This is a genomic window from Candidatus Sulfurimonas baltica, from assembly GCF_015265455.1.
In the GTDB taxonomy this organism is placed as follows: Bacteria; Campylobacterota; Campylobacteria; order Campylobacterales; family Sulfurimonadaceae; genus Sulfurimonas; species Sulfurimonas baltica.
On the sequence record NZ_CP054492.1, the window covers coordinates 2,146,749 to 2,161,892 of the forward strand.

Annotated in this window: 13 protein-coding genes and 1 tRNA gene; 1 reads left to right on the forward strand and 13 read right to left on the reverse strand. The window is 34.0% G+C overall.

The window, feature by feature from the left end:
- Nucleotide 1: 1 nt before the first annotated feature.
- The 5 genes from HUE88_RS10830 to HUE88_RS10850 are packed head-to-tail and all read right to left on the reverse strand — an operon-like array spanning nucleotide 2 to nucleotide 6,644.
- Nucleotides 2-2,707, reverse strand: a complete 2,706-nt coding sequence (locus HUE88_RS10830) for a class I SAM-dependent DNA methyltransferase (RefSeq protein ID WP_194368930.1) — start codon at nucleotides 2,705-2,707, stop codon at nucleotides 2-4.
- 59 nt (nucleotides 2,708-2,766) lie between these two features.
- The gene (locus HUE88_RS10835; protein WP_194368932.1) at nucleotides 2,767-3,543 is read right to left on the reverse strand and encodes a 4-(cytidine 5'-diphospho)-2-C-methyl-D-erythritol kinase; all 777 of its coding nucleotides are present in this window, start codon (nucleotides 3,541-3,543) and stop codon (nucleotides 2,767-2,769) included.
- A 10-nt stretch (nucleotides 3,544-3,553) separates the two neighbouring features.
- Nucleotides 3,554-3,784: a carbon storage regulator CsrA gene (gene csrA / locus HUE88_RS10840; RefSeq protein WP_194368934.1), complete on the reverse strand. Its 231-nt coding sequence runs from the start codon at nucleotides 3,782-3,784 to the stop codon at nucleotides 3,554-3,556.
- Nucleotides 3,778-4,599 carry a tRNA pseudouridine(55) synthase TruB gene (gene truB, locus HUE88_RS10845; RefSeq protein WP_194368936.1) on the reverse strand — a complete coding sequence of 274 codons (822 nt, stop codon included), beginning with the start codon at nucleotides 4,597-4,599 and terminating at the stop codon, nucleotides 3,778-3,780. The genes csrA and truB overlap by 7 nt, the downstream gene beginning before the upstream one ends.
- On the reverse strand, nucleotides 4,596-6,644 hold the full coding sequence (locus HUE88_RS10850) for an ATP-dependent helicase (RefSeq protein WP_194368938.1): 2,049 nt from the start codon (nucleotides 6,642-6,644) through the stop codon (nucleotides 4,596-4,598). The genes truB and HUE88_RS10850 overlap by 4 nt, the downstream gene beginning before the upstream one ends.
- A gap of 127 nt (nucleotides 6,645-6,771) precedes the next feature.
- On the opposite strand from HUE88_RS10850, the gene HUE88_RS10855 reads away from it, so the two are divergent.
- Nucleotides 6,772-7,674, forward strand: a complete 903-nt coding sequence (locus HUE88_RS10855) for a LysR family transcriptional regulator (RefSeq protein ID WP_194368940.1) — start codon at nucleotides 6,772-6,774, stop codon at nucleotides 7,672-7,674.
- A gap of 66 nt (nucleotides 7,675-7,740) precedes the next feature.
- On the opposite strand, the gene HUE88_RS10860 is transcribed toward HUE88_RS10855, so the two are convergent.
- From HUE88_RS10860 to HUE88_RS10895, 8 genes are all read right to left on the reverse strand, one after another.
- Nucleotides 7,741-8,196, reverse strand: a complete 456-nt coding sequence (locus HUE88_RS10860; protein ID WP_194368942.1) for a hypothetical protein — start codon at nucleotides 8,194-8,196, stop codon at nucleotides 7,741-7,743.
- A 19-nt stretch (nucleotides 8,197-8,215) separates the two neighbouring features.
- A complete protein-coding gene (locus HUE88_RS10865) occupies nucleotides 8,216-8,809 on the reverse strand; it encodes an aminotransferase class IV family protein (protein ID WP_194368944.1) in 594 nt (197 codons plus the stop codon).
- Nucleotides 8,802-9,725: a cysteine synthase A gene (gene cysK, locus HUE88_RS10870; protein ID WP_194368946.1), complete on the reverse strand. Its 924-nt coding sequence runs from the start codon at nucleotides 9,723-9,725 to the stop codon at nucleotides 8,802-8,804. Before cysK ends, HUE88_RS10865 begins: the two co-directional genes overlap by 8 nt.
- Before the next feature lie 19 nt (nucleotides 9,726-9,744).
- The gene (locus tag HUE88_RS10875; protein WP_194368948.1) at nucleotides 9,745-11,508 is read right to left on the reverse strand and encodes a sensor domain-containing diguanylate cyclase; all 1,764 of its coding nucleotides are present in this window, start codon (nucleotides 11,506-11,508) and stop codon (nucleotides 9,745-9,747) included.
- Nucleotides 11,509-11,665: 157 nt separating this feature from the next.
- A tRNA-Leu gene (locus HUE88_RS10880) sits at nucleotides 11,666-11,749 on the reverse strand.
- 50 nt (nucleotides 11,750-11,799) lie between these two features.
- A complete protein-coding gene (locus tag HUE88_RS10885; RefSeq protein WP_194367074.1) occupies nucleotides 11,800-12,114 on the reverse strand; it encodes a F0F1 ATP synthase subunit C in 315 nt (104 codons plus the stop codon).
- A 210-nt stretch (nucleotides 12,115-12,324) separates the two neighbouring features.
- The gene (locus HUE88_RS10890; protein ID WP_194368951.1) at nucleotides 12,325-14,490 is read right to left on the reverse strand and encodes a polyribonucleotide nucleotidyltransferase; all 2,166 of its coding nucleotides are present in this window, start codon (nucleotides 14,488-14,490) and stop codon (nucleotides 12,325-12,327) included.
- A complete protein-coding gene (locus tag HUE88_RS10895; RefSeq protein WP_194368953.1) occupies nucleotides 14,480-15,142 on the reverse strand; it encodes a phosphoribosyltransferase in 663 nt (220 codons plus the stop codon). Before HUE88_RS10895 ends, HUE88_RS10890 begins: the two co-directional genes overlap by 11 nt.
- Between the last annotated feature and the right edge of the window lie 2 nt (nucleotides 15,143-15,144).

Below are 15,144 nucleotides of genomic sequence, written 5' to 3' on the forward strand. Positions count from 1 at the left end.
ATCAATTACTTTCACCCAAATACTCCTCATACAACTCAAACAAAAACTCAATTCTCTCTTTGTCATTTTTGAAAATTTTATTTGTGTAGCATTTGTCTACTGCTTTGTCTAACTCTTGGTGGGCTTTTTTTAGTTTTGGTGGCATGGCTAGTGGGTCGTAGAGGTCGGCTAGTGAGCTGTCTTTGAAACTCTCTCGAACCTCTAAAACTTTTTGTGCTTTTTCTTCTACATGTAGTCTATTTTTTTCGCTTACATTTTTTGGGAATGGGTAGTTGTTGTAAACTAGCTCATTTGAATATCTGTAATCACTTTTAATTCTTCCAGCCGTATATTTGACCCAGGTCATGTGCATCAGCGATGTTAAAATTCCAAAATGTGACAAAGAATTTATTGGAATTGTACTTGTTGAATTATTTGCTATATACTTTTCATTAAAAAATCCCATTGGTATATATATTCTATTTTCTGATGAATGTAATGGAATCAATACAAAATTACTTTTTGACTGTCTGTTCTCTCCAAAAAGAGTCGGATACTCTGCTAGTTTTTTGGTAGCTTCTCTCGTACTTTCTTCTCTTAGTTTTTTTACATTTTCTATGCGTTGCTTAACCTGTGGCATTGATTTTAAATCATTTGGTTCTAAATCTTCAAGCCACAAACACCATCTATTTTTACCGTTTAAAAATTCACTTGCACTTAGTAATGGTTTTATATATTTTTCAGCCATTGGCTCTTGTAGTAAAAGTTCTGCTTTATCTTCATCGGTAAGTAAAAAGTTTCCGCCGTCATTTGGCATACTACCAAAAGATATATTTGGAACATCGCAAATTGGTTTTCTTCTTTTCTCAATTACAAAATCATCGCCTTCAACCAAATAAGGATTGATATTTTTTACACTCTTAGCATGTGGTTCTGCTTTAATATCTTCATATTCAAAGATAGTTTTGTTGTCGCTGTCAAAATTTGCAAATCCGATTATCACTACATGTACAGCTGCGTTTGCTTTTGCTTCGTTGCTCCAGTTAAAAGTTTGATGTGCAAAGTGGATTTTTATTTTATAGTTATCAAACAGTTCTTTCCAAAGTATGCCGACCTGTTCGCCCTGAGCGATGGAGTTTGTGGAGACAAAGGCAACTTTTATGTTTGTATTTTGAATGTAGCGTGCGGCTTTGAGATACCAAGCCGTAACATAGTCTAAAACTCCTGCACCCTGAACTTTGCCAAAGATTTTTTTCATATCTTCTTTTTGTTCTTTGCCTTGCAATTGCTTGCCTATAAACGGCGGATTTCCAAGAATAAAAGAGAGTTTATCTTTTGCTATCACATCTTCCCACTCTACATGTAAAGAATTTCCATGCACGATATTTGCCGATTTTTTGAGCGGAAGTCTTGCGAAATATTGTCCGAAATACTCACTTATCATCATGTTCATTTGATGGTCGATGAGCCACATGGCAACTCTGGCTATCTGTGCGGCAAACTCTTCGTACTCTATGCCGTGAAACTGGTCAACGTCACACCAAACTATGGCTTCAATATCCAAAACACTCTCTACATGTAAGAGTTTTAAAATTTCAAATTCGAGTTTGCGTAACTCCCTGTATGAGAGAATAAGAAAGTTTCCGCTTCCACATGCAGGGTCTAAAAAGTGGAGTGTTGAGAGTTCTTTGTGAAACTCTTGGAGCTTCGTTTTGTTTTTCTTTACTTTTTCAAATTTTTCATAAAGTTCATCTAAAAAGAGAGGTTTTATGAGCTTTAAGATGTTGCCCTCACTTGTGTAGTGCGCACCTAGATTTCGTCTGTGGGCTTTGTCCATGATGGACTGAAAAAGTGAGCCAAAAATCGCAGGGCTTATCAGTGCCCAGTCAAGATAACAGCACTCCAAAAGTGCTTCTCGCATTTTAGTATCGAACGAAACTATCGGCAAAAACTCTTCAAAAAGCCTTCCGTTTACATAAGGAAATGCGTTTACACTCTCATCAAGATTTTTGAGTCTTTTTTCTTGCGGTGTGTTTAACACTTGATAAAGTTCGGCTAGTTTACTCCCGACATCACTTCCATCTTCATGTGTTTTATTTTCAAGAAACTCCGTAAAAAGTCTTTTTTCAAAAATGGCTGTATCTTCTGCAAAAAGTAAAAACAGAAGCCTTACTAAAAAATGCTCTAGCGGATGCCCGTCATAACCTGTCTCTTTGAGCGCATCATGAAGTTTTCCCATAAGCAGGGCGGCTTTGATGTTGATGGGGTCTTCTGCAACAACTTTATGTTTTGTGTAGCCTGCTATAAAACCAAAAAGATTGACATTTTTGTAGAGTTCGTTTATGTTAAATTCGTGCGTGGTGTTCTCTTCTAAGTCATAAAGTCTAAAGATTTCAAAATCGGAGATGAGAATGTATTTTGGAAGTTCGGCTTCTTTTAAGCCGGGGAAATAATCAAGTGCCTGAGTGTAGGCTTTGTCTAAATCTTTGCCTTTTGATTTGTGTTCGACGAGCAAAACACCTTTCCAAAAAAGGTCAATCCGCCCCCGTTTTTCACCGAGCTTTTTAACAGGCTCTTCAAAGGACGCTACACGTTTACGACTAATGCCGAAAATATTGAAAAATTCATTCCAAAAGCTTTGCGATTCTGCATGTTCTCTTGCTTCACTTTCCCACTCTTTGGAAAAGTTTATCGCTCTGTTTTTTATCTCGTTCCAGCTTAGTGCCATTTAGTTTGATTTCCTTGCCTCAGTTTTATAACACTAAATCATCACCAAATCTAGTTCACTCATTTAATTCTAAAAAAACTGCTTCCGCTTCCGCTGAAATAATATCCGTGTTTATAATGATTTTTCAACTCTCTATACTCTTGAAGTGCTGGTTTGAACAGATCGTTTGCTTCATCAATGCTCATTTTATTGAGTATTTCAGAGGATGTTGTTGTTTTCAACTCGTTCATTTTAAATCCATCTATTGGATCATAAAAGTTTTCTCTATAAACGGCATAAACTTTTGGCGTACTTATCTCCACTTTTGGTGTAAAAACCTCAAACTCTAAAAGAGGTTCTTTAAACTCCTCAACAACTTCACCTATTCCGCCAACATTTGCACTGTCAAATCCATAAACAAAAAACGGAACGTCAGCTCCTACTTTTAGACCTACTGTTGCTAGTTCATTTTGAGAAAGTCCTAAGTGTAAAACTTCATTGCACATTTTCAAAAATGTAGCCGCATCACTGCTTCCGCCGCCAAGCCCCGCAAATGCTGGGATATTTTTCTTTACATGTACAGCATATTTTTGCATTAAACTTTGTAATGAGACAGCCAATGGCTCGCTCAAGAAGTCTAAAAGAGATAAATATGCTTTATATATTGTGTTTTGCTCTGTGGTGCATGAAAAATCACCTATGATTTTAAACTCGTCACTCTCTTTGAATACAAAAGAGAGTTCGTCGTACAAAGAGTCTACTCTCATAAATCTGGAAATTATCTCATGATAATTAGCTCTCATGCCTGTTATTTTTAAAAAGATATTTACTTTTGCATAAGCTTTGTAAATCTTCATAGACTATCTCTTATTTTTTTATCAAAGATCGCAGTAAGCTGACATCATCCAAACTTGCCTCTTTTGAGGAAGCAATATTTGAATCTTTAACATCTTCGAGTAATTCACTTCTCATGATACTTACACTTTTAGGAGCTTCTATTCCCAACTTTACCACTCCCTTGTCAATAGATATAATCTTTATAACCGTATCATCACCTAGGACAATTGACTCATTTAATTTTCTAGCTAGTACTAACATTCAATCCTGCCTAGTTCATATTTTACTTCTGATTTGACTACATTTATAATAGAGATAAACCCACCGCTATCAAGCCAATAATAGCCATCTTCTTTCGTCTTTAAATCCTCTATAGCAAGAACTCTTCCATATTTTAGATTATCACTCTCTCCAGTGTAAAAATTCTCAGGAATGCTCAAAGAATTTTTAATATTCAAGAGCTTTTCATCATTATACCGAAACTGCCCCTCACTTAGTCTCTCTAAAGCACTAAGACTTCCAAACTCTACTCCTAGTCTATTTGCAATCATAAGACCAAGAGAACGTATGTATGTTCCCTCTGAGACCGTAGCTTCAAATGTGACAAATGGATGTGAATAGTTTATAAGTTTTGTTTCATAAATAGTAGAGTTTATTTTATTAAGCGTAAACTCTTTTCCTGCACGAGCCAAGTCATAAGCTCTTTGTCCGTTTATCTGCTTTGCACTAAATATAGGCGGCTCATATTCAAGCTCACCCTCTAAAGATTTGATAACATTTAAAACATCCTCTTCAGCAAGCTCTTGTAAAATTTCTACATTTTTAATTAACTCTGTATCTAAACTATCTGACTGTGCTCCGAGCCAAAGGGTTGCTCTGTAAATTTTTGGAGCTTTGTTTAAAAAGCGAAAAAGTTTAGTGTGAGAACCCATCCCAATAATCAAAACACCTTTTGCAAAAGGGTCAAGTGTTCCGGAAAATCCAGCCTTTTTAGTATTATATTTTCTTTTTAGCTTTGTTAGGAAAAAATTTGAACTAATGCTTGTTGGTTTATATGCTACAAAGAGTTTATTCATAGTCTCTCTACAAACGAGGCTAAAATATCTCTTTTTGTACCGGCAAAATTAATATTTAGTTTAAACTCTCTTCCGGATTTGCTAATACCGGTTACTCGTCCTGTTCCAAATATTTTATGACGAACCAAATCACCTTTCTTAAATGCAGTGTTTTTTTCAACAATCAGTGAGCCCTCGCATAGTCCAGCCTCATTAAAAAACCTGCTTTTTTGTAAATCGCTTCTGCGACCCTTATAAAATCTACTAGAGGCGTGTGAAAGTGTTAAAGTGTCTTTTGCTCTTGTAAAAGAGACATAACCTAAGCGCCTCTCCTCTTCAAGGTCGCTTCCATCACCGACAAGCGGCAAAAAGCCCTCTTCAAGTCCAATAACAAAAATATGGTCAAACTCCAAGCCTTTTGAGGCATGAATACTCATCATATAAATACTATCCCCCTCAACCTGATCTTGCTCACTCTGAAGAGTTAGTTCATTTAAAAACTCATCCAACGATGCCTCTGGAGTATTTTTAACAAAATCACGGAATAGTCCATAAAACTCATCCATGTTAAGGACTCGATCCGCTTCATCCTGCATTCCAGTATAGATGTCCTTTAGATGGAAAGTATCCTCCAGCACATCTATAAAATTATACGTAGATTCACCAACAGACTTTGCAACACTTTGAATATCTTTAATAAACTTTTTAAGTGTTTTGGTATTTTTTGCTCTAACTAGAGACTCCAAGTCTGCAACTGACACTTTTTTAATATACTCAAAAATTGATGTATCATTCGCATGTGCGGCCAGCTCGATTTTATCTACACTTGCTTTTCCCAAGCCTCTCTTTGGTTTATTTACTATCCGCTTAAAAGAGAAATCATCATGAAAATTTGTAATAACTCTAATATAGCTTATAAGGTCTTTTATCTCTGCCCTGTCATAAAATCTCAATCCTCCGACAAGCTTATAATTGATACCTGAACGATTCAGCCCCTCTTCTATAGAACGGCTCAAAACATTTACTCTGTACAAAACAGCTATATTTTCTGCTTTTACTCCTGAGTCCAAGAGTTTACCAATCTTTAAAGCAATCTTTTTGGACTCTTCATTTTCATCATTAGAGTTTAAGACAGTAACATCTTCGCCACTTCCGCGAGTAGGGATAAGTTTTTTTCCAAGTCTTGAGCGATTGTGCTCGATTAACGAGTTTGCTACTTTTAATATTGGCTCACGGGAACGGTAATTCTCTTCAAGTTTGAAAACAGCAGTACCGACAAAGTCTTGATCAAACTCCATAATATTTCGTATATGGGCTCCTCTCCAGCCATAAATACTCTGGTCATCATCACCGACAACGCAGAGATTATTATGTGTACAACAAAGCTTTTGTAGAAGTTTTAACTGTAGCTCATTTGTATCTTGGTACTCATCAACCATGATATATCGGTACTTCTCAGATGTAGCGCGCGCTAGTTCCTCATTTTCATTTAAAAGTCTATAAGTAAGGGCAATCAAGTCATCAAAATCGACCAGATTATTTTCCAGTAAATATACCTCATACTCTTCATAAACTTTTGCAATCTGCTGATAGTTAAATAGTTCAGCCTGCTTATAGGCGTCATCTGGGGTTAGCAGTGAGTTTTTGTATCTTGATATTTCACTTGCTATTAACTGTGTTGGAATTTCAGAATTTATCTTTTTTATAATTCTTTTTTTGTCATCTGTATCTATAACTACAAAGTTGTTCTGTCTATTTAATAGATGAATATTAAACTTTAAAAACAGCAATCCAAACTTGTGAAATGTACATAAAAGTGGTGGATAAGCAGCATTCTCCATCATGTCAGATGCACGCTCTTTCATCTCTTTTGCCGCTTTATTAGTGAAGGTAAGTGTCAAAGTGTTTGATGCTGGAATACCCAACTCTTCAACCAGATAGGCAAGACGAGAAACTATAGTAGTAGTTTTTCCGCTCCCTGCTCCCGCTAAGATTAGAACAGGACCTTCTGATTGCTTTACAGCTTTTGTTTGTGAATCATTTAGTTTGTCGAAGATTTTTTTCATATTTCGCCACTATGTTATATTTGTTAAATTATTATAGCTAAAAAGAAATAAATTATTACAAACCTATTGCATTAATTATAATTTTGAGTTATAATTTTGACTATTATTTAAGCTTATAGGAATTATTATGTTAAAAGATTTTGCGAAATTACAAACCTTCTTGATGGTTATAAAAGAGAGAAGTTTTTCAAAAGCATCAGCAAAACTTGGAATCTCACAACCTGCCGTTACTCAGCAAATAAAGTTTATTGAAGATTACCTTGATACGAAAATTGTAGATAGAAAAAAGAATGGTATTTTGCTAACTAAAGAGGGTGAAGACCTTTACAGAATTGCATCTAGACTTGAAAAAGCGATAGCTGGAAGCGAAAAAGAACTTTTAAAAATTATCAACAAAGATTTTACGTTTGTTATGGGTTCATCAAATGCAATTGGAAACTATATCTTACCAAACTACCTTTGCGATATCAAAAAAAGAATTGATAACAATGTTTACATGAATGTTGCTCTTTCGAGTGAAATAATCGACCAACTACAAGATAAAAAAATAGATGTCGCACTTATTGAATCTCCTGTTTTTAGAGATGGTATCGTGTATAGAGAGTGGGTTTTAGATGAATTAGTTGTGTTTTCAAATCAGCCTATAAAAAAACACTTATCTGCAGAAGATTTGATGGACTTTGATTGGATTTGCAGAGATGAACACTCTCATACCAGAAAGCTAACTTCTGAAGTTTTTGAAGAGATTGGTGTTCAGTGTAACCACTTTAATGTACTCGGAGTTCTTGGAAGTCCAACTGCAATTAAAGAATCTATACTACATGCTAATAAAAATTCAGAGAGACCTGTTGTATCGGTTATGTCGCGTCACGTAATTGCACAAGAGCTAAAAGATGGAAGACTATTTGAGGCTAGACTTAAAAATTATAAAATTGAGAGACACTTTTATATTGCTTATCTTAAAGAGAGAAAGCACGATGCATTTGTTGATAACGTAGTAAACTTTTTATTATCTCTGAATAAAGTGTAAACTAATTCAATAGTTTGCACTTTGTTTAAAAATTTCTCAAAAGTTTGTTTTTCTAAGTTTAAAAATTTATTTTAAAAACTTAGAATTTTCAGGATTTGACAAGAATGAGGCCATAGAGTTTTCAACTCCGCCACTATCTACTTTCTTCTCTTTCTTACTATTTTTTTTATAGCTAGCCAGATTTATAAGCAGTGGTGTTTCATCTACAATAACTTGTATAATACTCAATAGCGGGACACTGACCAAACTACCAAAATTATCTGCTCCAAAACCTGCTTCAAAAATTAAATTATCACCTATAACTATTGCTGTTTCAAATGTATACCCTGCTAAGAAAAAAAGAGTCATCTCTCTAAACTCTTTATTTATCTCATCTGGAAGGGGAGGCTCAAAAGAAACGTCAGCTATCCTACAAAGAATCCCGAAGTTTTGCTCTTTCTCAAAAAGATGAATTATCAAGCTGTGTATATTTGTTTTCATTAAATTTGCAAAATCTTTATTTTCTATTACATTCTCTAACAAATATTATCCTTTTTCGAAATTATATCAAAAACTCACATCTATCTAACACATAAAAATCAACCATAGCGTTTAAAAGTGCCACTTTAGAAAAATTTCTAATATCTTGCACTTTTATATCAGCCTCTACTATCTTTCCTTCATCTAAAAGTCTAGCTCTTGTAGTCCCTTTTAAAAGTGGTTTTTTAGATGTAATCCACTCTCCGTTACTATAAAAAGCAATATTAGCTATACTTGTATCACAAACTAATAAGTTTTTGATGATAAGTATCTCGTCTGCATCATCTCTTTCATTATATAAGGCATCTATTTCATCTCTATTTACAGATTTAACTGGGTAATCTATCTCATTGCTAAAAACAAGTTTTAAAGAGTTTACTTCTTTTTTTTTATACTCATGGTATGTAACATCTATTACATGTGGCACTTTAGATATATCATATATCAGACGACATCTATATATGCCTATTTTTGGAGGATTTAAAAGCTCTTTTATATTCATAGGTTCATTAATACCAAAAGATTCCAAAACACTCTCATACCTTTTTTGATGATATGAAAGATGAAAAATTTCTCCATCAACTGCCCTAATGGTTTCTAAAAAAACATTATTCACTAAATAATGCCGTACTTAGATACCTCTCACCTGTATCACAAAGAATTGTCACTAATGTCTTACCTCTAAACTCTTCTCTAGAAGCAACTTGCATTGTTGCATATACATTTGCGCCAGCAGATATTCCGACAAGCAACCCTTCCTCTTTGGCTAGCATTTTTGCTGTATTTATGGCGTCTTCATTACTAACTCTTATAACTTCTCCATACACAGTTATATCTAATGCTTTAGGTATAAAACCAGCGCCTATACCTTGAATAGCATGTGGACCAGCAGTCCCTCCTGATAGTACTGCTGAGTCTTTTGGTTCTACTGCAAATATCGCTATATTTTTCACATGCTCTTTTAAAACTTTTGAAGTACCGCTCAAAGTGCCACCTGTTCCAACAGCTGCAACAAAGGCATCAATCTTTCCATCCGTATCATTTAAAATTTCATTAGCTGTTGTTAACATGTGAATTTCAGGATTTGCCGGATTTTCAAACTGTTGCAGAACTATAGAGTTTGGAATCTCTTTGTGTAACTGATCTGCTTTATTTATTGCACCATTCATACCCTCTGAAGCGGGTGTTAAAACAAGCTCGGCACCTAAAGCTCTTAAAAGGCTTCTTCTTTCCAAACTCATAGATTCAGGCATTGTCAAAATTAGTTTTATTTTTTGCGATGCACAATTTGCTGCCAATGCTATCCCTGTATTTCCACTTGTTGGCTCAATGATTGTTGTACCCTTGATTATTTTACCCGCTTCTTGTGCTCGTCTAATCATATTAAAGCCTATTCTATCTTTCACAGAGCTGGTAGGATTCATAAACTCACACTTGCCAATAATAGTTGCACCGCTTAATCTTGATGGTGTGTTTAATACAACCATTGGAGTATTGCCAATAAGTTCTGTAATGTTTTTTGCAATTTTCATTGAATATCCTTTAATTTATCTATACAAGCTTACGAATAACTTTATTTCTACCATCTTCTTTTGCTCTATAAAGATGCTCGTACGCCAATTTATAAATCTCTTTTTCATCGCCTATATTATCACTCATAACAGAAACCAGGCCAAATGATGCAGTTAGAACTTTGTATATTACATTTCCCTCATGTTTAATACGAATCATCTCTATATTTTTTCTTAGAACTTGTGTATATAGATACCCCTCGTCCTCATTAGCTGTTTTAAATATAATACCGAATTCTGCTCCGCCAAGTCTAAAGCAGAAATCGTCAGGACGTCTAAAAGATTTTATTACAACATTTGATATATCTACAATAGCCTTATCACCATTATCGTGCCCATAAATATCGTTATAATTTTTAAAATCATCTATATCTAAGACTATAAGATTAAAACAACCACCATTTCTTTTTATACCCTTGGCTGTTCTTGGAAAAAGATCATTAAAATATCTTCTGTTGTACATGTTGGTTAATTCATCACCAAGAAGAAGATCTTCATTTAGTTTTTTATATGTGACATCATGCATAATATGATTGAAGCATATTAATTTTTTATCTTTTATTTTTGACTCTATTTTACTACTAAGCCAATATATTTTTCCATCTTTAGTTCTGTTTTTTAAATCACCGCTCCACTCTCCATCTTTTTGTAAGCTTTCTTTAATACTCTTGTTTGTTTGTTCTGATATCTCAGAATCCATTATCATCTCAAATGGTTTGCTAATCAATTCCTTCTCTTTATATCCACTTATTTCACAGAATCTGTTACTAACTCCTACAATAGTACCATCTGACGAGGTCTCGACAATAATTATGTTATCATCCACCATATCTTTATGTTCACTAAAATCATCGTAACTCTCTTGCAAATTTTTCAGGCTTCTTTTAAGTCCAAAACTGACAACAAGCAATGTTAAAAAAACCATTCCAGCTAAAAGCGTAGATATAATTTGTTCATCTTTTTTAAACTTATTTGCCTCTTTTGTTATATTTTTGAAAAAATGAATATTTGCTACAGATATATTTTCACTGTTTTTTATACTAAAAAAGTAGCTTAAATAGACACTGCTTCTTGTTTTTATGATATCACTAAACTCAAATATATTATCAAGGATTTCAATGTTTTCAATAGTTTTATATGTTAACTTATTTTCAATAAACATAACACCTTCTATATTTGAATAATGTTTCATATCTTTTAAAACATAATCTATATTAATACCCAATTCCAAAACTCCAATATACTCTTCAGAATAAAATATAGGTTGCATAATTCTATATGCCAAATAATCTTCATCTTTGTAAAATCCTGCAGCCGCCTCTTTACTTTTATGTACTTTTTCCAAAAGACTTCTATTTTTGTACATATATGTCTCATGAGGTTGATTCATTTTCAACAACAAAGTATTGTCCGGAAGGTGAAAATTCATAATAACTAGATTTGGATTCTCTTTTTGAAGTCTTATGAATGTGTCAGATGAAAGTTTATATAAAAGCTGTTTATCTCTACTTTTAATTGCTTCTTTCACATAAAAAAAGTTGGAGTTAAATAAAATTTTATCAGAGTAAAAATTTTCGTATTTTTTATTAATTTTTTCATATAAATTTTTTGTATTTTTTAAATACTCTGTTTGAAGTATTTTCATATCTTCTTCTTGTTGCACCTCGATAATAGTTAACAGAGCAAAAGAAAATATTGAAAGAATAAAAGTTATAAATAGAAGGATTTTATTTTTTATACTCATTGATTTTCTCTTACATCATGCATTGTTATAGCCTTAATAGTACTTAATTTTTTTGTTAATTTTAACATAAAAAACTTCATATGATGTTTTATATAGTAAATATAGTATTGATTATTTTAGGGAAGGTTGTTTTATTATTTGATAATGGATTTGTTTGTGGTGCGATTGGAGGGATTTGAACCCTCACACCTTGCGGCACAAGCCCCTCAAGCCTGCGTGTCTACCGTTCCACCACAATCGCATATTAAAATAAAGTGTTGGCCGAAGCCAACGGAGGTATATTTAAGTTGATTAACCTAAATATGGGTTCGCATATAAAGCGATAAGTGCGATTACAAGTGCATAGATAACTTGTGCTTCAATCATTGCAAGAGCGATGAACATTGTAGTCATTAGTTTAGCACCTAAACCTGGGTTACGTGCAGTACCAGCGATTGTTGCAGCAGCAGTATGACCCATACCGATAGCTCCACCAAGAGCAGCAAGACCAAGACCAAGACCAGCAGCGATCATTGAGTAAGCTTTAAGAGTTTGATTTGCAACATCTCCATCAGCAGCGAATGCAGCAGTAGCTAATGCTACCATTAAAAATAGAACTTTTTTCATGTATTTCTCCAATATGTTTTACAAAAATTTTCGGCTAGCGTAACCATATTCTAAATGAATACAGCAATCCAAACATAAATGCAAAGATTTCCCTACTAAAATTTGATTGGCGATTATACATAAAAAGTGCTAAAAGGGAGTTTAATATTTGAAAAATAGTTTATAAAATCAATTCTACATGTAGAATTGATTCTAGCATGTGGAGAGCCGTTACGCACGGCCTAAAGAAATTTTATTCCCTTTAAATTCCAATATCTCTACTGTGATTTTTTCACCTTCACTTAAGACATCTGATACTTTTTCTACTCTTTGATCTGATACTTTTGAAATATGTAAAAGTCCGTCAGTTCCATCTGGGAGCTCTATAAATGCACCAAAATCAACTATTTTTTTTACAATTCCCTCGTATTTTTCACCAACTTCATATTTGACTTTCTCAACCTTAGGTGCATTCACTATCCCATTTATATGATCTCTAGCTCCAGCAACACCTATTTTATTTTTTCCTGTAATCTTAACTTTTCCATCTTTTTTATCTATATCAATTGCTACTTCAAACTTCTCTATCATTTCACGAATAGTTTTACCTGCTTGACCAATAATCTCTCCTATAAAGCTAGGGTCTATATGAAAAAAGTCCGTACTTGGAAGAACACCATCATTAAACTCGATTTTATCTTCAGCTTCAATCATTATGTCTATAATATGAGCTCTTCCCTCTTTCGCTTGAAAAAGTGCTTCTTTTAAAACATCTAAACTAATTCCGCCGAGTTTAATATCCATCTGCATCGCAGTGATTCCATCTTTTGAACCAGTAACTTTAAAGTCCATATCACCATCATGATCTTCTAAACCCATTATATCTGAGAGAATAGCATATTTGTCACCTTGGGAAACCATACCCATAGCAATTCCGGCTACTACTTCACTAGTCTCTATATCAGCAGCACGCAATGCCAGATAACCACCACAAACTGTCGCCATTGAAGAAGAACCATTTGACTCGAGTACTTCTGAGACTAAACGAACTGTTTGTCCATCAAGATTTACGATAGGTTCAAGTGCTCTTTTAGCTAAATTTCCATGTCCTAGTTCTCTTCTTTTTGTTCCCATAATAGGAGATGCCTCACCAACGCTAAAACCAGGAAAATTATAGTGAACCATAAAGTTTTCATTTTGAGTTCCCTCATCTGTCAGAGCCTCAAACATTTGTGCATCTTTAGGTCCACCCATTGTAAGAACTACTAATGTTTGTGTCTGACCACGTGTGAATAGGCATGATGAGTGAGCAGAAGGGAGTATGTTTGTGCTAATTGATATAGGTCTAACTTCAGTTAAAGCTCTTCCGTCTGCACGAACTCTCTCGTTTAAAATCTGAGCTCTAACTTGCTCTTTTTTTACTTTTTCTATTGCATCTTTTAGCTGTACTTCTTCCCACTCAATATTATTTTTTATTATTCTTTTTCTAAGTTGTCTCAGAGCAGTTGAGCGTTCTGATTTTGCCATTTGGTTCATCGCGTCTTTTATATCTGACAAGTGATTGTCTCTTACAAATGAAACCATCTCTTCATTTATTACATGTGCTTTATATTCAATAGCTAAAGTCTCTTTTTTAAAGGCTCTAAAAGAGTTTTCAAACTTGGCATTATTCTCAAAAAGAAGTTTTTGTGTTTGCTCAAACACCTTAATAAGTTCATCTTCACTTATTGCATTTGAAGTATGAGTTGATAAAATAGGAGCGCTCATTGTTGGGTCCATAAGCGGGTCAACAATTAAAGTGTTATCAAACTTTTCAGAGCCTATTGTTCTCATCTCAATCATAAGAATATCATCTTTTGTCCCGGATAGGTAAAGGTCTAGTGTAGAATTTCTAAGCTGTTGAAGAGTTGGATTTAGAACTATTTTTCCATCAATTTTAGCAGCACGAACTGCTGATACTGAAGTGTTTATATCTATATCACTTACATAAAGTGCAGCTGAGGCAGCATTAAGTGCAAGGGCTTGCAAATCAGACTCTTTGTCAACACTGAACACTAAGATAGTTATCTGCGTAGGATGTCCGAAGCCTTTTGGAAATAGTGGGCGAAGAGAGCGATCAACTATACGAGAAGTGAGTGTTTCAAAATCACTTGGCTTAGTCTCACGTTTAAAAAATCCACCTGGAATTTTGCCGGCAGCATATGTTTTTTCAATATACTGAACAGTTAATGGTAAAAAATCATCCTTAACTATCTCTGTCTCATCAATCACAACAGTAGCAAGTATTACACTATTACCACTCTTCAACCATGCAGAACCATTTGCCTGCTTGGCTATATCACTAAAATTGTACTCTTGCTCTGTATTTAAAAGCTCTACGTTAACATCATATTTCATTCTTTTCTCCTAATAATTTCTCAATTTTTTCTTCATCTATCTTTTCTAATTCTTCATAATATAGTGATGTTTCTACATAATCATCTATACTATGAAGAAAAAATATATCGTCTGCGAATGGTTCGAGAAGTTCCAGAACATCGCTTGGTATAACTGGAACTGCAATATAAACAGCTTTTGGCTTTTGTGCAAGAATTGTTTTTAATGCTGTCATAAATTTAAGCCCAGTTTCACTTCCCTCATCTACCAATAAAACTATTTTATTTTTTACAGAGGAGAAGTGCTTGCCTTTTCTGTACTGATAAACATAACTCAATATTTTCTCTTCATGCTTTCTTTGAGCTTCACCATATATGTAGTCATACTGAATCCCAAAGGCAGAGACAAGGTTTTCATTTATAACAATCTCTTCTCTTTCACTTACTCTAGCTATTTCACACTCATAGTTATTTGGTGCCATTATTGCTTCTGAAAATAAAAAATCAATGCTGTTGGAATATTTTTTTCTTAAGTAGTGAGCAAGATCCAAACCACCCCTTGAAACAGCAATCAACTTCCATTTTTCATCCTTAAGTTTTTGCATAGGGATAACGTCCATAAGTTTACGTGCAGCATCTTCGCGATTTTTAAGTATATGTTTATATTTTTTCATAT

Bases quoted from the DNA above. Each gene is read 5' to 3' on its own strand.
- HUE88_RS10830 (WP_194368930.1), bottom strand. From the start codon at position 2,707: ATGGCACTAAGCTGGAACGAGATAAAAAACAGAGCGATAAACTTTTCC.
- HUE88_RS10835 (WP_194368932.1), bottom strand. From the start codon at position 3,543: ATGAAGATTTACAAAGCTTATGCAAAAGTAAATATCTTTTTAAAAATA.
- csrA (WP_194368934.1), bottom strand. From the start codon at position 3,784: ATGTTAGTACTAGCTAGAAAATTAAATGAGTCAATTGTCCTAGGTGAT.
- truB (WP_194368936.1), bottom strand. From the start codon at position 4,599: ATGAATAAACTCTTTGTAGCATATAAACCAACAAGCATTAGTTCAAAT.
- HUE88_RS10850 (WP_194368938.1), bottom strand. From the start codon at position 6,644: ATGAAAAAAATCTTCGACAAACTAAATGATTCACAAACAAAAGCTGTA.
- HUE88_RS10855 (WP_194368940.1), top strand. From the start codon at position 6,772: ATGTTAAAAGATTTTGCGAAATTACAAACCTTCTTGATGGTTATAAAA.
- cysK (WP_194368946.1), bottom strand. From the start codon at position 9,725: ATGAAAATTGCAAAAAACATTACAGAACTTATTGGCAATACTCCAATG.
- HUE88_RS10875 (WP_194368948.1), bottom strand. From the start codon at position 11,508: ATGAGTATAAAAAATAAAATCCTTCTATTTATAACTTTTATTCTTTCA.
- HUE88_RS10885 (WP_194367074.1), bottom strand. From the start codon at position 12,114: ATGAAAAAAGTTCTATTTTTAATGGTAGCATTAGCTACTGCTGCATTC.
- HUE88_RS10890 (WP_194368951.1), bottom strand. From the start codon at position 14,490: ATGAAATATGATGTTAACGTAGAGCTTTTAAATACAGAGCAAGAGTAC.
- HUE88_RS10895 (WP_194368953.1), bottom strand. From the start codon at position 15,142: ATGAAAAAATATAAACATATACTTAAAAATCGCGAAGATGCTGCACGT.